We start from the raw sequence: 23581 nt of genomic DNA, 5'->3' as shown, positions 1-23581 counted from the left end.
TTCAGCGCCGTCAGCGCCCCCGCGACCGTGGTCTGCGCCGTCGGCCCGATCACTGCGCCGGTAGCGCTAACACTATTGATCGGCTGGCTGAAGCCGGCGACATTGCCGCTTGCCGGATCATAGGCAGCGCCGCCGCCCAGGGTGCTCGCCGTGGTCGTGCCCAGGTTATTGACGCCGGTGACGACCGTATTCAACTGCGAGCCGTTGATGGCATCGGTGCTGGCCGCTGAAATCACGCCGGCGGCGACGTTCTGGATTTGACGCTCGCTGCCCGCTGCACCGACCGACACCACGCCGCTAGCGGCATTGGCAATGCCTGCCGCCGTACCGCCAAACTGGGCGGTGACACCCGTATGCGGCGCCGCAGTAGCCGAGCCCGCACCGAGCGCCACATCATTGGCATTGTTAGCTTTTGAATTGGCGCCGATCGCCACGCCGTTGCCCAACACCGCATTCGCTGTATCTCCGAGCGCAATGCCGCCGGCAACCGTAGCAGTCGATGCGTTGCCCAAAGCGATAGAGCCTTGTCCAATCGCGCTGTTGCTGTTGCCGATCGCAACGGCGCCATTGGCTGCAGCAGTCCCGGCCGCATTGCCAGCCGCGGTGTTATTCGCTCCCATCGTGACGGCGCCCGTACCAAAGGACACATTCGGATCACCGATCGCCACCGCCCCATTGCCGTTGGCGACCTGCCCTTCGCCCAAGGCTATCGCGCCGGTGCCACTGGTTACCTGCGAGTTATGGCCGCCGGCGATGGAGCCGGTACCAGCTCCCGCAGCAACGGTGTTGCTATCGCCAAAAGCGACAGTGGACACTGCCAGTGCCTTCGACGCGTTACCGATTGCCGAGGCATTTGCCGCAGCGGCGTTCGATAGCAAACCAATGGCCACGGCGTTGGCTTGCGTGGCGCTCGACTGCCCGCCTAGCGCGATGGAATTGGCGCCAACCGCATCGGCGCCGGCGGTGGCATTGCCGCCAAGCGCCAGCGCACCGGCGCCCGAAGCCCTCACCGCCGTTGCCGCGGCGGTGCCGCCCACACCCAATGCTGTCGCATAGGCTCCCGTGGCTTGCGCCATCTGGCCGATGGCGGTGGATTCCTCACCCGATGCGCTGGCGATGGAACCGACGGCTGTACTCCATGTTCCCGTGGCATTGGTCAGGTTGCCGATCGACACACTTTGCATGCCGGTAGCGGTCGCCTGGTTGCCGAGCGCAGCGGCCTCGAAAGTCGTGGTCGTGTTGCCATTGGGTAGTACGATGCCGGCGCTGCCACTTGCATTAGCGTTGCCGCCAATGGCAATCGGGGAGCCGCCATTCGAGGCCAGCGCCTTGGAACCTGCGCCCAAAGCCATGGCCAGGCCGGCGGTACCGCCGGAAGCATTCGCATTGGTGCCAATGGCTACGGCACTTTGGGTTGTCGCCTTGGAGGTCGAACCCAGCGCAATGGCATTTGCGGCGGAAGACGTTACGTCGGTGCCGATGGCGATCGCACTGCCAGCGGTCGCCCCTGAACTCGGCACCGTGCGCGCTCCGATATAAATGGCGTTGATGGAGTTGGCAAAGGCTTGAAAACCGACGGCTACACCGTTCTGCCCTGTACTCTGGGCTGCGTAACCCACCGCGAGCGCACCCAATACAGAAGCGTTGGAGATCGAACCGAGCGCAGTGGCTCCGGTCCCGCTGGCCGTAGCCCCCGAGCCCATGCACGAGGCCGTACCGTTATAGACGTTGTAAGGCGCCGCGGTGCAATCCACTGCCTGTGCCTGTACCGGTGAAGACCATCCGATCCAGCTTGACGCCACCAGCACGGTGAACACCGCCGAGTTCAGGCTGCGCGACGATGAACGGCGCCGGTCTTGTCCCGGCCTGCCACTGCGGCGGCATGCGGCTATCTCTGAGGCGACCACGAACTGGTTCAGCGCGGGACTCCAGACCTTGCTGTGAATCTTGTTCATAACTTCTCCTTTGCGTAGGGAATACGGGGAAACGGCAACAGGCTCGACATGCAGGCGCGCAAGGGCCATGAGCGCGAAGCCGGAATAGTGAGTATTTTTTACAAAAATTTCAGTTCACCCCTGCTGCAACCAGCGGGGGCTTCTGGAAAAACGGGTAATCCGTATCTGAAAAATAGGCGTCGGCTAACTATCGCTGTGTAGATGAGGTAACTAACATCGACCGATGCGAGCTTGATTCATCCATCGCTTGGTGGAGGGAAAGTCCTGTCGCCAGACCGGTAATTCAACGCAAAATAATGCGTTCTTTTGAAGCTGCCATAAAAAAAAGACATTGATCGTTCTCCCCGCTTATCTCGATTTCGATACGTCAATTGGGCTACAAGAATTTCACCGCTGATGGTGTATTGCGCCGCCGGCGGTTTAGCCTCTGGCGCTTTCGGTTGTCAGGTTTAGTGTCTCCACCCATCGTCTATGCAGCGTCCATAAATCGTGAAAAAAACGTGAATTGAGATAGTGGTTTAGCACTATTAACAATAGTTAACAATTGATATCGTCACGCAGATCGTGTCTGGTGGAAGCAAAGCTTGTTGGTGAGCCGGGAATAAAATGCAAATGAGAGCCATGCGGGAAGAGCTTGATGGCCGCTCTGGTTTTCATCGGTGGCAGCGCGGTTGCTTCTTGTTATTTCTTGCCGCTGTTATCGATTTTTCACGAGGAGTGAAAGATGGATTGAAGCGTTATTGCGGATGAGCGCTTGCGGCCGGATTTGGCGGAACAATCTTTGCCAGTATCTGTTGCCGTTCTTCAAACGTTAACATGCTATATGCCACCTCTCGTACCAGTCTGTAACGAAATTGAAAATGGCCCGCTTCCGGCTTCTCCTCAATCAAGCCCGATGCGATCAGTGTCTTGATCAATTGCCGGCATTTGCGGACACTGACCGATTCAATTTCAGCCAAAACATGTAAACCGAACTGGAAACCTATACACGCAGCATGGCACAGCACCTGACGTACCTCTCCAAGCATGTCTATCTTCTCCATCAAGAGGTTACGCAATGGCTTTGGGCATGTGAAGTGGACTTCAGGATTGGGATTTTGAAGTAGGCTTTCAAGAAATAATGGAATGCCATCCGCCATTTTAAGCAGGTGGGATTGCCATGCCGGAGAGGCATCAACAAATTGAGGAAACTGCGCTGCCAAACTACTTGCCTCAGCCATATCAAGCGGCTTTAAATCCATCAGGACACCAGGATTCAGAAAGGGGCCAGGTCTTTTAGGATGCCTCCTGCGCGTGATGATTAAAAATAGCCCTAGTGAATTGCCTTTCTCTCTGAGCCAAGCGATAAAGTCGAGCGAAATTTTATCTGCCCATTGGATATCCTCAAGCGCAAGTATGGTGAGAGATCCTTCGCGATTTTTTTTTAGACTGCTGACAATCATGGAAAACAATTTGTCGCGTTCAAGGATTGAATAGCCGCGCACATTTTCTTCGTCCTGCTTCAGGACACTGGCTAACAAGGCTAATCCGCTGTTATCTGAGTCGATACTCTCCGTGGATGTAGAGTCTTCCAAACCCCCTCCCTGCGAGCGGAACAGTGCGAGGATAGGATGCAATGGCGATAGCAAATTCCCGATGTGGAAACGAACGCAATACGCATTGTCGAAGAGCGCATTTTTTGTATCAAGAAATTCCAGTATCAAGCGGGATTTGCCAACCCCCGCTTCTCCGCTTATCTGTACAAATGCCCCACCGTCATCCGTGGCCTTTGTCCACGCCAACCCTAGCATGTGAAGTTCATCCACACGTCCCACGAAACCAGAACGATTAGCCTGGGTGGAAGCGAGCGACTCGCTATGCGGTTCTCGTAGCGCATGGACCTCGAATGCTTTATTTGGCGCGTCATTGACAGACTTCATGTCAAACAGCGAGGCAATTCCATGCCGAGTCTCTTCTGACACAAGAAGCGCACCCATTGGGGCAGACTCTGCCAGATTACGCGCTATCGTGGTGCACTCCCCAAGTATGTCCGGCAGGGTATAGCCTGGCCCCGTCATCATGACGTCGGCATGAATTGCACTCCGGATACCGACATGACGGAACTCTCCCGCGATGAATTGACGAATCGATAGCCCCGCGGCCAAGGACCATTCCGTTATAAACTCGTTTGCAACCGGAAAGCCGAAATAGGCAATGACGATAGAACTCGATTGCTGTCGAAAGGTAGCGCAGTACTTCGACAGCAATCCACGCAGCCGCACAATGACCGCGCCGCTCATGCGCAGCCATGTCTCCTGGTCACATTGAACAAGTGGAAATAGTTGGAGATAGAGGGTGGAGACCAGCCGATACTCTCGCTTGCTTTCAGGTTTTTCTAAAGCAGGATGCGACTTTGCTGCCGGCGTTTGATCTACGGATTTATCGAACAACGAGGTAAGGTGCTTGGGAGGCGAAGTCCCAAGGTGTTGCTGGGTCATATTGCAGTACGAACTGTATATTTTTCGTGCTGCAACCGCATTACCCGTCTCAAGGTACATGCGTATCAGATGAGAGTGCGCCAATTCATTTAGAAAATCTACGGCAATGAGTTGTCTGCATCGCCGTTCCATCGCGTCAAATTCACCTGAATTTGCGTGCAAAACGATGGCATGCTCAAGCAGCGAAATATTCTTTTGTTCGTATTGTGTTCTTCTAAGCTGCAGCCAATTGGTCAGCCTCTCGCCGGCAGGAAAAATCCCATCTAACAACGGGCCTCGGTAAAGTCCCAGGTGATGATCGACTAATTTTATGCAGTCGATTTTTTCCCATTTCTCGAATTCGTCTGCGTCGACTGAAAATCGCTCTTTTGCAAGATGGATAACGCTGCGATCCACATAGAGCAGCGATTTTTCCAGTTGAGCCTGCGCAAACGCCTGTTGTAGATTGAACAGCGCACGACGCAAGTTGGCCTTGGCGTCATTCTCATCCAATTCAGGCCACAACAAATCAGCAAGTGATTCACGCGTATGAGTTCGAGATTCCAGCGCGAGATATGCCAGCAGAAGGGCAAGCTTTGTATAGGCGAGTTTTATTTTTTGGCCGGTTTCAGCATTGAAAAACTCAAACCTGCCTAACAAATTCAAACGCGCGCTGAACATATGTGTATTTTCCAAACAGACGTTGTCATGTCCGCGGAAAGCAGCTAGCTTTCAAGCCCAGGTGGCTGACGACAGCAGATCACCTCCAGCTTGAACCGGTCCATGACAGGCGAGAACTATGCCCCGTCGAGGCGCCGACTTGACGACTTGACCACAAGCTTATCTGGCAACGTTCAAATGGTCAGAAAACAGCAAATATTGTGCCAGCAGGCAACATTCGAGAATTGATGTTAGCGCTAACAGTTTTTGTCAGTTTCTTTGCTGTTCGACCAAATTTTGTCCATTACCCGGACTTGTTGTCAGTCTGTTCGTTTGTGTGGAAATTTGACCAGCTCACGTGCGCTGACTTGACATACCGTCCCGCATTATCGGGAATCCATGCGGGCTGGCATCTGGTTTGGGAGAGCGGAAAGGTCGGCCGGCGGGCGCGCGCCATTTTTTATACAAGCGCGTGCCGCCCTGAACCGGGCTGCCGCCGGACTACCACATCAGGTCGTCCGGAATCTGGAAGGCCGCATACGGATCGTCCGCATCGATTTCGGTGCTGGCCTTGTTGACCCGCACCACGATCGAAGCATCGCGCTCGGCGATCTTGTCGGCGATGACTCTTGGCACCAGGTCTCTGCTCGCGCCCTGGCAGATGATCACCAGGCGCCCGGCGATCAGGTGCCCCTGGACCGCAGCCGAGACGTACAGCCGTTCGATCTTCTTGTCGTGAGTGAAATTATAGGCAATGTCGCCTTTGCCCAGGCTTTGGCGATTCTGCTGCACCATCTGGGTAATTTGCGCCGCAATCGCCTTTTGGGTAGCGGCCGCATCGCGCTGGGCATTGAGTTCGCGCGCGCGCTCGGCATTCTTGCGCAGCGTTTCGAGCGCCGCCAGGCGCGTTTCATCGACGCTGGCGGTGCCGCTGCGGCGCTCGGCCTTCTTCTGCTTGTTCTTGTCCTGGTTGACCAGCTTGGCTTTCGTCTTGTCAACCAGGCCAGCTTTCAAAAACTGCTCTTGCAATGAGGCCATACATGCTGCTCCGTCAATGGTGTCCGCCGGCCCAGGCAGTGGCCCGGCCAGCCTAAAGACGATAGCATAACAAAAATACCGGCGCCGCCATGGATTCCAGCTGGATCGCCGGGCTGCGCGCCGCGCCGCAGCTTAGTGCATATCTTGTTTCTTTTCCAATGAACCATCGGCGGTTGCTGCCAACATCAGGAGCGCACCGATGATGGCGATATTCTTCAGGAAATGGTTCAACTGGTTCTGCATGCCGGCAGGATCGGCTTGCCAGAATCGGTGCGCGGTCAGCGTTGCGATTGCCGTGAACACGGCCACCGCCACAGCCACCGGGCGGACGCGCCAGCCGCTCAGGATCGCCAGGCCGCCGCCGAGCTCAAACAGGATCGCGGCCAGCACGGCCAGCGTGGCAAACGGCACGCCAATCCGATCCATATAGCCAACCACGCTGGAAAAGTCGACGATCTTGAGCACGCCCGAAATGACGAACAATGAAGCCAGCAGGATACGGCCGACGCGATACAGTGCGGGAGAAGTTTGCATGGTTTTTTAGGGATTCAAATAACGATGGGCTCAGTTGATGAGGCTAACGGAAAAACGTGATTCAATGCGGTGGCAATACGTGCTGTGCTGCGTATCGCCACCTGACCTGCTTGATGGTCGGTCAATGGCCACCGCTCAGTGGCCAACGTTATCGTGCAATTCATCCAGCTCGCGATTGGCAACCGGGGCATCAGACTTCAGCTCCGCCTTGACCTCGGCGCGGGTGGTGGTCGATGCGACAGGTTCCAGCACCGGATAGGCAGAGGCCGCGTAATTCATGCTGCCATCGGCGCGCGCCTGTTCCAGTTCAGCGATGACTTGCGTGCGTGTCTTGCTCGAGACAAAAGGAGCTTCGGGTGGATAAGTGGCTTCAGCAAGGGCGGAGCCGGCGGCAGCGGCAAGCGCTGCGGTAATGAGTAGTTTCGAGATGTTCATTTTGCGCTTTCAGTAAAAGTATGAGCCGGGATGGCGACGGTGTCGGCATTCTGTTGAAACTGTTTCCAGCATGTCTTACCGTGAGATCGATACTATGCGCAAAGAAAATGAAGATAAATTAGCTAAAATGTGATCTTCCGTTCTGTATATAGAACGATAAAGGCGGAACTTTTGATGAGCAAACTGACTATCGACCTGAACGATCTGTACTTCTTTGTCCAGGTAGTCGACCACGGCGGCTTCACCGCAGCGGCAGATGCCCTGGACATACCGAAATCCAGGTTGAGCCGGCGCATTGCAGAACTGGAGAAATTGCTCGGTGTCCGCTTGCTGCACCGGACCTCGCGCCGGATCGCGCTGACCGATGTCGGCGCCGAGTTCTACCAGCATTGCGTGGCGATGATCACCGAAGCCCAGGCAGCCGAAGACGTGGTGCTGCGTACCCTGGTCGAACCGGTAGGGACAATCCGCATCAGCGCTCCCGACGGCATGGTTGACCTGGTGCTGAGCGATCTTTTGCCGCGCTTCATGGCGAAATTTCCCAAAGTCCAGGTCATGACCCAGATTACCAATCGCAACGTTGACCTGATCGACGAAAGAATCGATGTCGCTTTGCGCATCAATTCCCTGCCGTTGGAAAGTTCCAGCCTGGTCCAGGCCAACTTGTGCGTGACGCCTTGGGGACTCTATGCGAGTCCGTCTTTCATGGAGCATGCCGGACAGCTGCGAAACCCGGCTGACCTGGCCGCGCTGGACGCGCTGGTGTTTGGCATGGAGGAAGATGTGCCGGCCTGGCGCCTGCAGAACCAGGCTGGCGAACAGCAGATCGTCAAGCTAAGGGCGCGCATGAGGAGCGACAATATCCGGCTTCTGAAAAAAGCGGCGCTTGCGCATATGGGCGTGATCGCCTTGCCCTGCCACATCTGCTCGGAAGAGCTGGAGCAGGGATCGCTGCAACGGGTACTGCCTGATTGGCGCCCTCCAGCCGGACAAGTACGCCTGGTGTTTCCTACCCGGCGCGGGGTGGTTCCTGCCGTGCGAGCGTATATCGAATTCCTGAAAACGGAACTACCAGCCAGGATCGCGCTGCTGTCGGGAAACGACTGACGGTCAGCGAACGATTTTTCTACGTAATGATGGACTTCCGACAGGAGGCAGATCTGCCTCCTGTCCGCTTTCCGTCAGCGCCTGGCGCGGCCAAAGCCGCTCAGGCAATCGCCGGATAGGATCCGGTACCATCCGGCCACGGCGTCAACACTTCGAAGCCATCCTCCGTCACTGCAACCATGTGCTCCCATTGCGCGGACAAGGAATGGTCCCGGGTAACCACGGTCCAGCCGTCGGCCAGTTCCTCGGTTTCGCGCTTGCCGGCATTCAGCATCGGTTCGATGGTGAAGACCATGCCGGGCTTCAGGCGCAGCCCTTCGCCCGGGTTGCCGTAGTGTAGAACCTGCAGATCTTCGTGGTAGACCTGGCCGATGCCGTGCCCGCAATATTCGCGCACGACGCTGAATTTTTCCCGCTGCGCCACGCTCTGGATTGCATGGCCGACGTCGCCCAGCGTGGCGCCGGGGCGCACTTGGCGGATCCCGGCCCGCATTGCCTCGTAGGTGGTGTTGACCAGCCGGCGCGCCAGCGCGCTGGGCTCGCCGACGTAATACATGCGGCTGGTATCGCCGAACCAGCCATCCGCGATGACGGCGACGTCGATGTTGACGATGTCGCCGTCCTTCAAGATTTCCTGCTCAGACGGGATGCCGTGGCAAATCACGTCGTTGACGGAGATGCACACGGTTTTCGGAAAGCCGTGGTAGCCGACATTCGCCGGTATCACCTTTTGCACGTTGACGATGTAGTCGTTGCACAGGCGGTCGAGCGCCTCAGTGCTGACGCCAGGCTTTACATGCTGCGCGATCATCTGCAGCACGTCGGCCGCCAGGCCGCCGGCGATGCGCGCCTTGGCAATATCCGCCGGCGATTTGATGTGGCCCGCCCGACTCATCGCGCTACCCTGCGCGCGGTCTTTGGCGCCGCTGCCGTAACCGGAGGCGGCAGTTCTTGCGTAAAGAACGCCAGGCTCTGGTCGCCTGCCTGCCTGGCACGCATCAGCAGCTGGCAGATCTCGCCATGGCAAAGATCCGGATGCAGTTCGGACAGCATGCCGATGCGCATCCAGTGTTCGGCCTGGGCATTGATGGAACGGCTCAGCGCATCGCTTGCGGTGCGCAGATTGTCATGCATCAGGTCGGAGATTTTAACGATACCCATGATCATCCTTCTTTTATACGATTCATATATGAAACGTATATTATCACGTCGCTCGCCATTGTCAAACCCGTGCCGGATTTCACGCGGCCGGCACGCCGTCACCGCCGACGGCGCATCGAATTGTTAAAAAAATCGCTAAAGATGGCCCTTTTTTCAGTCTCAAATGGCAATATCAATAGGGTCGCATATCAAGCCGACACACTCCATATTGCATCCGAAACAAAACTGAGGACATTAATGGCAATAAAATCTCCCCTGACCTGTCTCTGGGTCACGTTGCTGGCCAGCGGCGTTGCGTCGGCCGCGCTCGCTGCGCCGGCAGCAGCCCCTGCGCCGGCAATCGCAGCCAGCTCCGGCTACAGCCAGCCGCCCAAGAACATCCTCGACGTCATGCGCGCGCCGTCGCCGCCCATGCCAGTGCTGAGCCCGACCCACGACCGCATGCTGCTGGTGTCCTGGCAGGACTACCCGTCGATTTCCCGGGTGGCGGCGCCATTCCTGCGCCTGGCCGGGGTGCGCGTCGAACCGAAAAACCACAGCAAGCACGATACGCCGGGCGGCTACGGCATCACGCCCTGCGCCACCAGTTTTGAACTGGTGCATATTCCGGATGGCGCCCAGACCCGTATTGCGCTGCCTGCCGATGCCTGCCCTGGCCGGCCGCTGTGGAGCGCCGACGGCAAACGCTTCGCTTTTGAAAACATCAGCGCCGATTCGGTCGACCTGTGGGTTGGCGACGCCAGCAGCGGCGCCGTCCGCCGTGTGCCGGGCGCGCATCTGAATCCGATGCTGGAAGACCAGCTGCAATGGATGCCCGACCAGAAAACCCTGCTGGTCAAGCTGGTGCCGGCGCGCATGGGCCCGCCGCCAGCGGAACCGGTGATCCCGGCCGGCCCCAGCATCCAGGAATCGGACGGCGGCAAGGGACAAAGCAGCACCTACGAAAACCGCGATACGCTGGGCAACCAGCACGACGAGGATCTGTTCGATTACTACGCAGCGTCGCAGCTGGCGGTGGTGGATGCCGGCAGCCTGGCGGTGACGCCGGTCGGCGCCGTGGGCCGCTACGAAACGGTGGAGGCAGCGCCGGATGGACGGCATGTGCTGGTCAGCGCCATCCGCAAGCCGTATTCCTACGTCACCACCTTCGACCGCTTTCCGCACCAGGTGGAAGTCTGGGATCTTGCCAAGCGCCCGAACATCGCAGTGCATCAGATCGCCTCGCTGCCGCTGGCAGACCGGGTGCCGATCGGCGGCGTGGCGCTCGGACCGCGCGACTTTTCCTGGCGCGCCACCGACCCGGCGACTCTGATCTGGGCTGAAGCGCTCGACGGCGGCGACTGGAAGGTCAAGGTGCCGGCGCGCGACAAGCTGATGCTGGCCAAGGCGCCGTTCGATGCCGCGCCGCTGGAATTCACGCGCACCGAGCAACGCTATGTCGGCATCTCCTGGACCGAACAGCCTGATCTTGCGCTGCTGACCGACTACGATTTCAACCGCCACTGGCGGCGCAGTTTCCTGATCAATGTCGACGATGCAAAGCAGAAGCCACGCTTGCTGTGGGATCTGTCGACCGACGAGAAATATGCAAATCCGGGCAGCCCGGTCCGGCGCCTGCTGCCTAACGGCGCCGCGGTGCTGCGCCAGGACGGCGATGCGATCTTCCTCAGCGGCGCCGGCGCTTCGCCCCAGGGCGACCGTCCGTTCCTCGACAAGCTCGACCTGAAGACGCTGAAATCGGAACGCCTGTTCCGCAGCGACAAAAGCTCTTATGAGCAGTTCCTGGGATTCGCGGGAGCAGGAGCGCAGAATTTCCTGACCTGGCGCCAGTCGGTAATGGATCCGCCGAATGCCTTCATCCGCACCGTCGGCGCGCCGCTTGACGCCGCCGCCGGCGAGGCCGCCTTCGCCTCGAGCAGCGCCGCCATCACCCGTATTCCTGATCCGACGCCTGTGGTGCGCCAGATCAAGAAGCGCCTGGTGAAATACAAACGCGCCGACGGCCTGGATTTGTCGTTCACCTTGTACACGCCGCCCGGCTACCAGGAAGGCCAGCGCGTGCCGACCATCCTGTACGCCTACCCGCTCGACTACGCCGATGCTTCCAAGGCAGGCCAGACCACCGGCTCGCAAGAGACTTTCACGCGCCTGCGCCAATACCGCTTGCTGCTGCTGGCGGGCTACGCCATCATCGATAACGCCGCCTTCCCTATCGTCGGCGATCCGAAGAAAGCCTACGACACCTATATGGAACAGCTGGTGGCCGATGCCAAGGCCGCGGTTGACGAAGCCGTACGGCTGGGCGTGGCCGATCCCGAGCGTATCGGCGTCACCGGCCACAGCCATGGCGCGCTGATGACCGCCAACCTGCTGGCGCATTCGGATCTGTTCCGCGCCGGCGTCGCCACCAGCGGCTCCTACAACAAGACGCTGACGCCGTTCGGCTTCCAGAGCGAGCAGCGTTCGGTGTGGGAAGCGCAAGATGTGTACCTGAAGGTTTCACCCTTCTTCTACGCTGACAAGATGAAGCTGCCCATCCTCATCGTGCACGGCGCCGACGATGCCAATCCCGGCACCACGCCGCTGCAGGCCAGCAAGCTGTACGAGGCGATCCGCGGCAACGGCGGCACCACGCGCCTGGTGATGCTGCCGCATGAACCGCACTGGTATGCGGCCAAGGAATCGAACGAGCAGCTGGTGTATGAAATGCTGCGCTGGTTCGACACTTATGTGAAGAACGCGCCGCCGCGCACGCCGGCGGCGACTGCGGCGCCTTAGCAATACCGGCGGCACTGTAGCCTGCGCCACCAACGCCAGCCCGTATCGGCTGGCGTTTTTATGATTCATCGGAATCTGCTACAGATGCAAAAATATTCTCGTGCGTAGGGTGGGCACGCTTTTGTGCCCGCGCTGTATCGGTATCAGCGTGGGCACAAAAGCGTGCTCACCCTACTCCTGGCAAGGAAATCTCCCCCCTTTGTTCACAGAGAAATATGAACAAGCTTTCGTATTAAGGAGCCGCTGCAGGCAGCGGCGTCGCCGCGTTGCCGAGACCGCGCTGGAGACGCCAGAGCAGCAGCAAGGCTGCCAGCGAGGTGCCGACCAGTACGTAGCCCAGCACGTCGAAATGCTGCAGCTTGCCATCCGCCCCGAGCGTGACGATGTGGCCGGCGACGACGGAAGCGACGCCTCCCGAAAGCTGCTGGATGGAAGCGCTGATGGCGCTGAACGAGCCGCGCTGGGTCGCCGACGGCACTGACGATACCAGCGCCTGGTAGGGAATCATGCGCGAAAAGATGCCGACGAACAGAATCGCATTAACCACAATCAAACCCGCCAAAGAGGTCGGCCCGAGATGGGTGTAGATCAGCACCATGGTGATCGACAGCGCGGTGCCCAGCATGAACACCCTGAATTTGCCAAAGGCGTCCGCGGCCTTGCCGATCAAAGGCCCCATGAAGATGGTGCATAAGCCCGTGACCAGATAGACCGTGGGCAAGTCATGCAGGCTGATGCCCAGATTGTTGACGGCATATGCGCTGCCGAAAGGCATCAGCATGAAGCCGCCGGTGGTCAGCAGCGACGTGGTGGCGAAGGCCATCAGATAGCGCCGCTCGGTCAGCGTGTGAAACAGATGCATCCACGGACTGTGTTCCTGCTGCAGCCCGAGATGAGCATTGACAGGCTGCATGCGCCAGGCCACGAACAGACCGCCGAACACGCCCAGGCCCGCCATCGCCAGAAACGGCACATGCCAGTTCCAGCGGTTGGACAGGTACAGCCCGATCGGAATGCCCAGCACCTGGCTGGCGGCGAAGGCGGTCTGGATCAGGCCCATCACGCGTCCCCGCATCTGCGGCGGGAACAAGTCGGTCGAAATGGCCAGCACGACCGAGCCGATGACGCCGCCGAACAGCCCGGTGACGATGCGCGCCAGCAGCAGCATCTCAAAACTTTGCGCCAGCCCGCACCACAAGGTGCCGATGATGAAACCGGTATAAAAGAACAACAAGAGTTTCTTGCGATCGAAGCGGTCGGCGAAACCGGCCGTCAGCAGCCCGGAGATGCCGGCGCTGAAGGCATAGGCGGACACCACCAGGCCGAACTGCTTCGGCTCGATCGCCAGCGCCGGCATGATCAGTGCGCCCAATGGCGACATCAGCATGAAATCGAGAATGACCGCGAACTGCAGGAAGGCCAGCATGCCGACCACGAATTTCTGGTAGCGGGAGAACAGCGTGGATGGGGGCGAGGTAGGGGATATTGGGTTCATGCCACTGGAGACGTTTCACAAGAAGGAATATTGTGGCGGCATGAAAATATTCTTGCAAAGTCAGCCGGGATGCAAAAACTGATCCGTGCAACGCCGGTCCCTGAGGATGGCGTTTTTTACAAGACCGGCGGCTTCGACCGAAACCCGCCGCCGGCCAAGCATGTCTTTATAGATGATCGCTGAGGAAAGTCAAGGAATTGCCATGTGCTTCTGCTGAGGCGCGCTGGTTATAGCTGGCCCGGTGCGAACAGTTGAAGCCGTGTTCGGCGTCCGCATAGACATGGACTTCGACATCGTCGTTATCTTCGAAGCGCTCGGCGATTTGTTTCACGGCATCCAGCGGAATGTGGCTGTCGGCGGCGCCGAAATGCATCAGTAACGGTACATTGATCTCGTCGGCGCGCTGCAGCTGGTTCTGGATGCCGCCACCGTAATACGCAATCGCGGCATCGACCAGGCCGTCGGCTGCGGCGTGATACGCCAGCCTGCCGCCGAAGCAATAGCCGATCACGGCCAGCTTGCCGTCCAGCGCGGGCTGTGCCTTAAGGGCGGCAACAGTCAGCGCGATGTCGGCTTGCGCCTTGGCGACATCGGTGGCTTGCATCAGCTCGACAGCACGTTTCCAGCCGGCGTCGTCATAGCCCAGTTCGATGCGCTTTTCGATGCGCCAGAACAGGTCCGGCACCAGCACCACGTAGCCGTCGTTGGCGTATTGCTCGGCAACCGTGCGAATGTGTTCGTTGACGCCGAAGATTTCCTGCAGCAGCACGATGCCGGGACCTTTGCCGGTGTGCGGGATCGCCAGGTAGGCGCCGAACGTGCCGTCGGCGGCTTCGATGTCTATCCATTTGGTAGTAATGCTCATGGTGATTCCTATCTGGATGAAGAATGTATGTCGGGGTCTTGCGGGAGAAACAACGCTTGCGGCAGCTGAAACCGGCCTCTGGGCGAATCTTCGCAGCGGCACAAGTCTGTGCCCGAACAGCATGCTACCAGAAGCTGGAAAAGGCGGCCGGAGCGCCCGCAATGCGCCGGCGGGCGATGCATCTGGCCAGCATCAGCGGATTGCGTGGCGGGGATCGGCTGGCGGCGCGGCAAACAGATCCTGCAATGACGCGCCAGCATCGTGCGCAATGGCCAGGATTGCGGCACGTGCCTGCGCCAGATCCTCGTGCTCTTCGGACTTGCCGGTTTGCTGTACCTGCGCCATCAGCAGGCGCAGTTCTGATACAGACAGCTGAGACAGATTCACGGCAATTCCTTTGGCGTTCATTTGCGCGCAGACCTCAGACCGGTCCCAGCCAGCCGTTATGCCTGGCCCAGGTCTCGAACAAGGCTGGCCAGGCATGCACCAGGCTGCCCTCGGGTCCCAAGCCCCAGCCATGGCCGCCTTCCTGGAACACGTGCATTTCCGCCGGAATCTGCGCGGCCTTGAGCGCATTGAACATCAGCAGGCTGTTCTGGATCGGCGAGATCGGATCATCCGCGGCTTGCGCCAGGAAAGCAGCGGGCATGCGGGCGCCGACATGGTGCTCTACCGAAAATGCTTCGCTTTGAGCCAGGTCCGGATGCTTTCCGACGATTTCGCGGCGCGAATGCGTATTGTCGTAGGGCGGCATGAAGGTCAGCACCGGGTAGATCAGGCCGGCAAAATCGGGGCGCGCGGAAAACTGGTCAACCATGTCTATCGCCGCATAGCGCGGTGCGTCCGGCTCCGCCGCGGTGGTGCCGGCCAGATGGCCACCGGCGGAGAAGCCCAGGATGCCGATGCGCTTGGCGTCGAGGCCGTACTTCGACGCCGCGGCCCGGATCAGGCGCATGGCCCGTTGTCCATCCTGGAACGGCGCGGTGTTGATCCAGCCTTCGCCGGGCAGGCGATAGACCAGTTCAAAGACGGTCACGCCCAATGACTGCAGCCAGCGCGCCGCCGGGATGCTTTCCGTGCCGCGCTCGATATGCGTGTAGCCGCCGCCGGCGATCACCAGCATGGCGCAGCCGTTAGGCCGCTGCGGACGATACACCACCATGCGCGGCTGCGAAACATTGGTCACCGATCCTTTCGCACTGGTCCGCTCCGCTCCTTGCGGGCCGCTGCCGCCGGGCGGCTTGTCGCCTGGCCACAGCGGAATCTCGGTTTCTCCGGCCGACAATGCGGCGGCGTACAGCTGCCGCGGACTGGCCAGCGCCGCTGCGCCAAGCATGCCGATGCCCAACAGGGTGCGACGTTTTATGTTGTCCATTGCGAAAGTCTCGGTAAGGTTGGTAAGAGGTGCCCGTCGGGCGCTGGCATAAGCCGGATCTGCGTGCGCTGCCCTTGTTGATAGTAAGAGCGCGTTCTCGGAATGTAAAATACAATAAAATGGGCTACTCCATACTTTAAACATATCGAATCGAGGCAGCCATGGAACTCCGGCATCTGCGCTATTTCGTGGTTGTCGCCGAAGAGCGCAATTTCACCCGCGCGGCGCGCCGGCTCAACATGCAGCAGCCTCCGCTCAGCCAGCAGATCCGCGCGCTGGAACAGGAATTGGGATTTGCCTTGTTCCACCGCCACCCGAAAGGGGTCGATCTCAGCATCGGCGGCGCGGCTTTCCTGCACGAAGCGCAAACGATACTGGCCAATGTCACCCAGGCGGCACAACGGGCAGCGCGCGCCGCCAACGGCATCGAAGGGATCATTACAGTAGGCTTGACCAGCTCGGCCGCGGCGCATCCGCTGACGCCGCGGATTTTGCAGGCCTATCGCAACGCAAGGCCAGCCGTGGTGATGAAATTCAGCGAGGGTAACGCCGCCGAACTGACGGCCGCCATTGCGTCAGGAAAACTCGATGCCGGCTTCCTGCGCATGCCGGTCAGCCAGCCTGCCGGACTGGCGTTCCATCGCCTGGTTGAGGAAGAAATGCTGCTGGTCCTCCCCATGGGACATGCACTTCTCAAAAAAAACGCGGGGAAGGCAATGCCGGTGATTTCTTTAAAATCCCTGCGCGGCGAGCAATTCATTTTGGTCCGCAAGCCGGGCGCATCTGGGATGTATGCCAATTTCATCGAAGCTTGCGTACAGGCCGGGTTCACGCCAGACATCGCGGTCGAAGTGGATGGCATGCTGACCAATATCTGCCTGGTCGCCGCCGGTGTCGGTGTTTCGATCGTGCCCGCATCCATGCATGGCTTTCACTCGGAGCAGGTGAGGTATTGCCGCATTCTCGAAAGCGGCGCGAAACTGCGGGCGCCTTTGACCCTGGTTTGCCAGGCGGCCGGCACGCCGCCGGCCGTGCAGCAGTTTCTCGCCGAGGCCGGTCGCTTTGCCGAGCCGGATAAATAAGAGCGCTGGGCTTAGCATCCGGCGGTTTCGTTGTAATCCGGACGACCACGCGGCCAGCGAAAGGTCGACCAGCAAGGCCGCCAGCACGGCGCCTTGCCTGAAACCGAAAATCCCATCGAATTTTTCCTCTATCAGAAGAGCATTCATCCGTTCGCGGGTGGCTGACCACCCTTGGTAGCGCGTCACCCTAGAGCAGACTCCAGCCATAACACCATCTGCGGAGCGGGAAATCTACATTGAGTGTTGAAACTTTGTTGTTTCAAATGAGCCGCTGCCTGCGCAGAATCACAAACGCAAGATTCTCTCTGAATAAATTCAAGGTGCCCATATGAAAGCGATAGTAATCAAGCAATACGGCGGCAGCGACCAGCTGGAAATCAAGGACATCCCTGTACCGCAATCCAAGGCTGGCAGGGTCCTGATCAAGGTCAAGGCGTTTGGCGTCAACCGCGCGGAAACCTATATGCGGCGCGGACTGTTCGGCGACGTCGCCAAAGTCACCGGGATCGAATGCGTCGGCCAGGTGGAGGACGATCCGTCCGGCAAGCTCAAGAAAGGCCAGACCGTCGCCGCGATCATGGGCGGCATGGGGCGCAAGACCAACGGCAGCTATGCGGAATTCACCAGCGTCCCTGCCGCCAACGTGTTCGTCGTGCATACCAATATCCCGTGGGAAGATTTCGCTGCCCTGCCGGAGTCTTATGCGACGGCGTGGGCGGTCTTGCACGATAACCTGAAACTCAAGAAAGGCGATATCGTCTTCATCCGCGGCGGCACTTCTGCCCTGGGCCAGGCGGCCATCAACATCGCTGCCAATACTGAGGAAGTCCAGGTGCTGGCATCCACCCGCAACCAAGACAGCTTCGGGCTGTTGAAAGAGCTGGGCGCCAGGCACGTGATACTGGAAGACGGCAATACCGGCGCGCAGATCCGCCAGCTGTATCCCGATGGCATCGACAGCGTCATGGATATCATCGGCAATTCAACCATGCTGGACTCCTTCAAAGGCGTCAAGAAAGGAGGCCATGTCTGCAACGCCGGCTTTCTCGGCGGTAGCGATCCCATCCCGTTCAACCCGTTAGCCGATATGCCGTCTTCCGTGAATTTCAGCTTTTTTGCCAGCTTCAACTTCGGCGCCAAGGACTTTCCGCTGTCGTCCATCCCGATGCAGACCATCGTTGACCGGGCCACCGACCGGATCTATAAGGCATTGCCTCAGAAAACCTTTTCTTTCAGCGAGATTTCGAAGGCGCACGACCTGATGGAATCGAATTCGGTACAGGGAAAAATCGTCGTTTTGCTGTAACCCGCGCGAGCAATTTTTTCATGGCGTCTGCCGGGCATTCATGCATGGTAGATTTCCTGTCAGGCCAGATGTTGCCAGACGCAGGCTTTCGGCCTGCCCTGAAATATAGTCCCATAGACGGCTGGCGATCGGGCCGTGCGAGCCGTTGCGCAGCCGGGCGACGGCGAGTTTCACGCTATTGCCCGGGAAGTGCTTTCCGGCGATCGACAGCAGACGCCCGTCGTGCAGTTCCTGCTCAATCATATACAAGGGCATGTGCCCCCATGCCATGCCCTGGAGTATGACTTCCTTTTTCATGAACTGATCGCCGACCGTGCAGCGCGGAGAACCGTCGATCAGAAAATAATTCTGCTGCGGAGAATGGCGCGCCGTATCGCGGATAATGCATTGCAGGCGGTCGCGCATCTGTCGCTGCGTGACGCCGCCGGATAGCGGGAAAGTAATGAATCCCGGCGCCACGACCGGCACCAGTTGCACCTCGGACAGCTCGATGAATTCGATACGCGAATCGCTTTGGTCTATATGATGGACGATCAGATCGGCGTCGCCGTCGAACAAGCGTTCCCACGGACCGGAAATCGCTTCGAAGTGCAGATGCAAGCGCGTGTTGCGGCCATCGAAGAATTTGCGCAGGAGACCGACAATCGCCGACAGCGGACAAAGATCGCCGATCACGACCCGCAGTTCGGGCTCTTCACCTGCCGCCAGATTGGCGGCGAACCCGTCCAGTCCCTCGACTTCGCGCAGCAACAGCTGGGCACGATGATGGAATGCCTCGCCGGCTTCGGTCAGGGTGACGCGATAGCCGCTGCGGTCCAGCAGGCAAATGCCCAATTGTTCTTCCAGAACCTTGATCGCAGTGCAAATGGTCGGATGAGTCCGGTGCAATTTTTCCGCTGCCGCCTGAAAGCCGCCTTCCTCCACCACCGCATCGAAACAGCGCAGTTGGTGAATGGTGACGCCCTTCACTTGGATATTCCTGCATTGACGGATGCGGAACGCCGGCAATCCCTGATCTGCCGGCGGGAAACTGGCCGCGTGTTAAACGTGATTGGCGCGATGATCGGAAGCATGTTGGTCCGCTTTCTGCGAGGGGTTGGTTAGATTGCGACTGAGCGCCGGCGAGATCGAATCATCCGTCTGAAATGTCCGTGGCTGACATGACCTTCTTCCTCCGCATCAAGGCAGCGCGACATCTGCCGCATCCAAGACTTTACAGCACAGCGCATATTCTCATCTGAAAATATTCGTTACTTTTTGAAACGTAACGATACATATTGTCGCCTTGTTCAAATCCGTTGCGCCGCTCTTGCGGCTGCCGACGGCGTCCCGGCATGCCGGGATTTTTTTCAACTGACTCATTTATCAAAACGCTGCCATGAAACTCACACGACTCGCTGCCATGATCAGCGCTCTTCTTTCCAGCCACACGGCTTTTGCCCAGCTTGCCGATCCAATCCCAGCTCAGCAGGCTGGCCAGATCGACCAGGTGGTGGTGACCGGTTCCAACATCCGCGGCGCCGCCGCTGCCGGCGCCAGCTCGGTACAGGTCATCACCGCCAAACAGATCCAGGCCAGCGGCAAGACTAATTTGCCGGACGTGCTGCGCGCCATTTCCGCCAACAGCGGCAACAGCTTCAACGAGCAATACACTGGAAGTTTTTCCGCCGGCACCGCCGGCGTATCGCTGCGCGGGCTGGGGCAGAAAAACACCTTGATCCTGCTGGATGGAAAGCGTCTGGCGAACTACGCCACCGCACAGGATCTGCAGGACACCTTTGTCGATATCAACTCCTTGCCGCTGGCCGCAGTAGAACGCATCGAAGTACTGAAGGACGGCGCCTCCGCGGTCTACGGCTCGGATGCGGTAGCCGGCGTGGTCAACATCATCCTGAAGAAAAGCTATGAGGGTATCGAGACCGGCGGCAGCCTGGGAAAATCCGCCAGCGGCACCGGGCAGAACGAGCGCACCTACAATATCCTGGCAGGCAAAGGCGATCTGGATAAAGACGGCTATAACGTGTACTTCTCGCTGGACGGCCAGCAACGCCAGGAGCTGCGCGCCAGCGATGTCGGCTACCTGAGCAACGCCGATTTCCGCGGCCAGCCGGGCGGACGCCTGGGCTGGACCCCGACCAATTACTACAACAACGATCCGCGGCAAGGTTTCGCCAATGCCGTCGGGCCGGTGCAACGCGTGCCGTGGGGCGCCATCACGCCCGGCAAGCAGGGCGATGTGTGGGCCTACAATCCGGCGCAGTACGACACGCTGATGCCGGCTATCGAGCGTTATCACGCGCTGCTGCACGGCACGCTGCAGATCAACGACCATGTACAGGCCTACAGCGAACTGCTGTACAGCCGCAGCTCGGCCAGCCTCGTCTTCGGCGGACCGCTGGCGATCAGCAGCAATCTGCGGGCATGGAACAACGCCAGCCAGAGCCTGGTGCCGGTCGACACCACGCTGCCGGTGGGAAATCCGGCCAATCCCTATGGCCGGCCGACGGCGGTCAATACCAATCTGTGGGATGTGGGAGCGCGCGGCAAGACCGACGTCAGCCAGTTCAGCCGCGCCATGCTCGGCTTCAAGGGCAGCCTCGACGGCGGCTGGGACTGGGACGTTTCGGGGCTGCATTCGGAAAGCCGCTTGCAAGAAACCGTGGGCAACTTCGGCAACCGTTATGCTTTCCAGCAGCTGCTGGCGAACGGCGGCTACAACCTGGCGGCGACCGGTAATCCGGCCAGCGCCGTCGATGCCTTGCGGCTGGCGACGCTGCGTCCGGCGGTATCCAAGCTGAGCTCACTGGATGCGACAATCACCGGTTCGCTGCTGGCCTTGCCGGCGGGTGACCTCGGCTTTGCCAGCGGCGCCCAGTTCCGCAGAGAGTCGATCAATTCCGATACCTCCAGCGCGGTCCTGTCCGGCACCGAACTGCGCCCTGCGATCGACATCATCAATGGTTCGCGCAACGTCACCGCGGCTTATACGGAGTTCAAGATTCCTGTGTTGAAGACGCTGGAAGCCAATCTCGCCGGCCGCGTCGACCACTACAGCGATTTCGGCACCGCCTTCTCGCCCAAGCTCAGCCTGCGCTTCCAGCCGACCGACTGGCTGCTGTTGCGCGGCACCGCCTCGCGCGGCTTCCGCGCGCCTTCGCTGCCAGAGATCACCAGCAGCAATGCCATCAGCTACGGCTCGGCGATCGATCCGCGCGATCCGGTCACGCCTGGCAAAAGCGTCGGCTACACCGGCGTCTACCAAGCCAATCCCAAGCTGCAGCCGGAACGTTCCAAGAACCTCGATTTCGGCGTAGTGCTGTCGCCGGCCAGGAACACCAGCCTGTCGCTCGACTACTATCATATCGAGCAGAGCGGCATCATCGGACCGGACGACGCCAGCTACATCCTGCTGAACGAAGCGCAGTTCCCGGGACGGGTCACGCGCGACGCCCAGGGCCGGCTGCTGACCATCAGCAACCAGTACCAGAACCAAAGCAACCGCGTCACCTCCGGCCTGGATATCGATGTACGGCAGGTGATCCCGACCGCCAGCGCCGGCAAGTTCACCCTGCATGGCGGCTGGACCTACCTGATCGATTTCCGCCAGCCGCGCGTCGCCGGCCAGCCGGCCATCGACGGCAGCGGCGTCAATACCTTCGGCGCGCTGCCGAAATGGCGCGGCACCACCGAGCTGACCTGGGATTACCGCAGTGTCTCCAGCACCCTGAGCTGGTACTACACCGGCGGCTACAAGATTGACGAGAACAGCATGCAGGACGATTTCCCGGCCGCGGTCGCGCATAACAGCACGGTCGACTGGACCTTGAGCTACAAGGGCGTGCGCGACCTGACGCTCAGGCTGGGGGTGCAAAACCTGTTCAACCAGAAGCCGTCGTGGGACCCAAGCAGTCCGTATTTCGACATCACGCAGGGCGATCCGCGCGGTCGCGTCCTGACAGTCGGCGCCAGCTACAAGTTCTTGTGATTGCGTAGCGGCAGCGCCGGTCAATCGGGAAGAAAATCCAGCGTGGGCAGAAAATCTGCCCACCCTACGTCCCTGCGGCGCTCATCCCGGATCCGGTGCGGCTAGCAACCCTGGCGCTCCCGCGGCATCGACGCCGCAGGAGTCCCTCGCCTCGGGCACTACCCTCCCCTCAAGATCAAGCCGGCATCTGTAAACTGTTCCAGTATTTCCGCCACCCGCGTAGTCGCCACGGCTGCGGTCGCCTCGGCGGCCTGATGGCCGTGGAACGATTTTTTCCGCGCGCTGACCCACCTCAGCACCTGGCGCGCATCCGGCGCCAGCACGCTGCGCTCCTGCTTGCGGCCGGACTGGATCACCAGCACATCGTCCTGGCCGCCGCGGCCGGCGTCGACGCGGCAGACGATCTGCGGATTACGTTCAAACGAAGCGGTCAGCGTGCCGCCCCAGTCGGCCAGCAAGTCGTCGGCGGACAGTTGCGCCACTGCTGCGCCGGCGGCTTCGATCAACTGCTGCAGGCGTTGCCGCTTTTGCTCGCGGCCGGCTGTGGAAGCGAGGCCGAAGGCCAGTTCGCGGCCGCCGTCGTGCTTCAGCATCAAGTCCCTGATTTCATCCATCAGCAGATCGGTCCAGGAAGGCGGATTGATGGTGAACAGCAGCGAGAGCGAAGGCTCGTGGTTGAGGGTGCAATGCCAGTAGCCGGGATGCAGGTACACCAGTGTGCCGGGCTTGGCTTCGAAGCGCCGGCAGTTAGGCGGCATGCGCGTCGGGAAAGGCTGGCGCGCATAACGCTGCATGTGTTCATTGACCTCGGCGCCGGCCGACCAGCCGACATGCGGGTTGACCAGGTGCTTGTTTTCGGCGACGCACCATTGCTTGCTGCCGATCAGCTGGATGTTGATGGTGACGTTCGGATCGAAATGAAATCCTGAGCCGGTGCCTTTGGAAATGAAGGCTTCGAAATAGACGTCGTCCTGGCGCAGGCCGAGGTCGCGCTCCAGCTTGCGCGCGATCGGTTCCAGCGCCGGCACATGGTCCTCGACCTTGCTGAGATAAAGCGTGTAGCCGCTTTCATAGAACGCCGGCAGCTGCCGCGCGCTGGCGTTGATCAGCGGATTCCTGGTATCGCGCGGGGCCCAGGCATCGGCGTCGCCGCGCCAGGCTTCCAGCAGCGCATCGATGCTGGCCAGCTCGGGAATGGCGGCGATTTCGGCGAAACGCTGCGGCGAGCCGTGGCCCACATAGGGCTTCTTCTGCCAATAGCGCGTCATGAAGGTATCCAGCGTGAGCGGATGGATCAGGTCAGCCATTCCCAGCTTTTTCATCATCACCCCCGTCGATTCGGAGAGCAG

18 protein-coding genes are annotated in these 23581 nt (G+C 59.6%); 5 read left to right on the top strand and 13 right to left on the bottom strand.

Features of this window, described 5'->3' with window-relative positions; translation table 11 throughout:
* The 5 genes from VNZ65_RS09985 to VNZ65_RS09965 all read right to left on the bottom strand — a co-directional run.
* Positions 1-1955 (bottom strand): ESPR-type extended signal peptide-containing protein (locus VNZ65_RS09985; protein WP_325668504.1); only part of this gene is annotated, 1955 nt, incomplete at its 3' end.
* Between the two features lie 737 nt (positions 1956-2692).
* Complete coding sequence (locus tag VNZ65_RS09980; protein WP_325668502.1) at positions 2693-5092, bottom strand: AAA family ATPase; 2400 nt, start codon at positions 5090-5092, stop codon at positions 2693-2695.
* 480 nt (positions 5093-5572) lie between these two features.
* Positions 5573-6109: a DUF2058 domain-containing protein gene (locus tag VNZ65_RS09975; RefSeq protein ID WP_325668500.1), complete on the bottom strand. Its 537-nt coding sequence runs from the start codon at positions 6107-6109 to the stop codon at positions 5573-5575.
* A gap of 132 nt (positions 6110-6241) precedes the next feature.
* Entirely contained in the window at positions 6242-6643 is a 402-nt protein-coding gene (locus VNZ65_RS09970) for a DoxX family protein (protein WP_325668498.1), read from the bottom strand.
* 135 nt (positions 6644-6778) lie between these two features.
* A complete protein-coding gene (locus tag VNZ65_RS09965) occupies positions 6779-7078 on the bottom strand; it encodes a DUF4148 domain-containing protein (RefSeq protein WP_325668496.1) in 300 nt (99 codons plus the stop codon).
* Between the two features lie 174 nt (positions 7079-7252).
* Here VNZ65_RS09965 and VNZ65_RS09960 point away from each other — a divergent pair, with 174 nt between their 5' ends.
* Positions 7253-8185 carry a LysR substrate-binding domain-containing protein gene (locus VNZ65_RS09960; RefSeq protein ID WP_325668494.1) on the top strand — a complete coding sequence of 311 codons (933 nt, stop codon included), beginning with the start codon at positions 7253-7255 and terminating at the stop codon, positions 8183-8185.
* A gap of 100 nt (positions 8186-8285) precedes the next feature.
* On the opposite strand, the gene map is transcribed toward VNZ65_RS09960, so the two are convergent.
* Both map and VNZ65_RS09950 read right to left on the bottom strand, forming a co-directional pair.
* Complete coding sequence (gene map, locus VNZ65_RS09955; RefSeq protein ID WP_325668492.1) at positions 8286-9080, bottom strand: type I methionyl aminopeptidase; 795 nt, start codon at positions 9078-9080, stop codon at positions 8286-8288.
* Complete coding sequence (locus tag VNZ65_RS09950; RefSeq protein WP_325668490.1) at positions 9077-9346, bottom strand: ParD-like family protein; 270 nt, start codon at positions 9344-9346, stop codon at positions 9077-9079. Before VNZ65_RS09950 ends, map begins: the two co-directional genes overlap by 4 nt.
* 237 nt (positions 9347-9583) lie before the next feature.
* Between VNZ65_RS09950 and VNZ65_RS09945 the strand changes: the two genes are divergently transcribed.
* Complete coding sequence (locus VNZ65_RS09945) at positions 9584-12124, top strand: S9 family peptidase (RefSeq protein WP_325668488.1); 2541 nt, start codon at positions 9584-9586, stop codon at positions 12122-12124.
* A gap of 232 nt (positions 12125-12356) precedes the next feature.
* Here VNZ65_RS09945 and VNZ65_RS09940 read toward each other — a convergent pair whose 3' ends face one another.
* The 4 genes from VNZ65_RS09940 to VNZ65_RS09925 form a co-directional block, all read right to left on the bottom strand.
* Positions 12357-13619: an MFS transporter gene (locus VNZ65_RS09940; RefSeq protein WP_325668486.1), complete on the bottom strand. Its 1263-nt coding sequence runs from the start codon at positions 13617-13619 to the stop codon at positions 12357-12359.
* 166 nt (positions 13620-13785) lie between these two features.
* A complete protein-coding gene (locus VNZ65_RS09935; protein ID WP_325668484.1) occupies positions 13786-14484 on the bottom strand; it encodes a dienelactone hydrolase family protein in 699 nt (232 codons plus the stop codon).
* Between the two features lie 192 nt (positions 14485-14676).
* The gene (locus VNZ65_RS09930; RefSeq protein ID WP_325668482.1) at positions 14677-14871 is read right to left on the bottom strand and encodes a hypothetical protein; all 195 of its coding nucleotides are present in this window, start codon (positions 14869-14871) and stop codon (positions 14677-14679) included.
* Between the two features lie 34 nt (positions 14872-14905).
* Positions 14906-15859, bottom strand: a complete 954-nt coding sequence (locus VNZ65_RS09925; protein WP_325668480.1) for an alpha/beta hydrolase — start codon at positions 15857-15859, stop codon at positions 14906-14908.
* 161 nt (positions 15860-16020) lie between these two features.
* Here VNZ65_RS09925 and VNZ65_RS09920 point away from each other — a divergent pair, with 161 nt between their 5' ends.
* Positions 16021-16941, top strand: coding sequence for a LysR family transcriptional regulator (locus tag VNZ65_RS09920; RefSeq protein WP_325668478.1), 921 nt, complete (start codon positions 16021-16023; stop codon positions 16939-16941).
* A 328-nt stretch (positions 16942-17269) separates the two neighbouring features.
* Positions 17270-18247 (top strand): zinc-binding dehydrogenase, encoded by a 978-nt coding sequence (locus VNZ65_RS09915; RefSeq protein ID WP_325668476.1) that lies wholly within the window; start codon positions 17270-17272, stop codon positions 18245-18247.
* 18 nt (positions 18248-18265) lie between these two features.
* Here VNZ65_RS09915 and VNZ65_RS09910 read toward each other — a convergent pair whose 3' ends face one another.
* Positions 18266-19216, bottom strand: coding sequence for a LysR family transcriptional regulator (locus tag VNZ65_RS09910; protein WP_325668474.1), 951 nt, complete (start codon positions 19214-19216; stop codon positions 18266-18268).
* 409 nt (positions 19217-19625) lie between these two features.
* On the opposite strand from VNZ65_RS09910, the gene VNZ65_RS09905 reads away from it, so the two are divergent.
* Positions 19626-22232, top strand: coding sequence for a TonB-dependent receptor (locus VNZ65_RS09905; RefSeq protein WP_325668472.1), 2607 nt, complete (start codon positions 19626-19628; stop codon positions 22230-22232).
* 158 nt (positions 22233-22390) lie between these two features.
* Here VNZ65_RS09905 and VNZ65_RS09900 read toward each other — a convergent pair whose 3' ends face one another.
* Positions 22391-23539 carry a JmjC domain-containing protein gene (locus tag VNZ65_RS09900; RefSeq protein ID WP_325668471.1) on the bottom strand — a complete coding sequence of 383 codons (1149 nt, stop codon included), beginning with the start codon at positions 23537-23539 and terminating at the stop codon, positions 22391-22393.
* Positions 23540-23581 lie beyond the last annotated feature (42 nt).

The sequence above is a fragment of the Collimonas sp. genome (assembly GCF_035566555.1).
In the GTDB taxonomy this organism is placed as follows: domain Bacteria; phylum Pseudomonadota; class Gammaproteobacteria; order Burkholderiales; family Burkholderiaceae_D; genus Collimonas.
The sequence above is the reverse complement of the archived record's forward strand: the minus strand, read 5'-3'. Positions and strand labels throughout refer to the sequence as shown.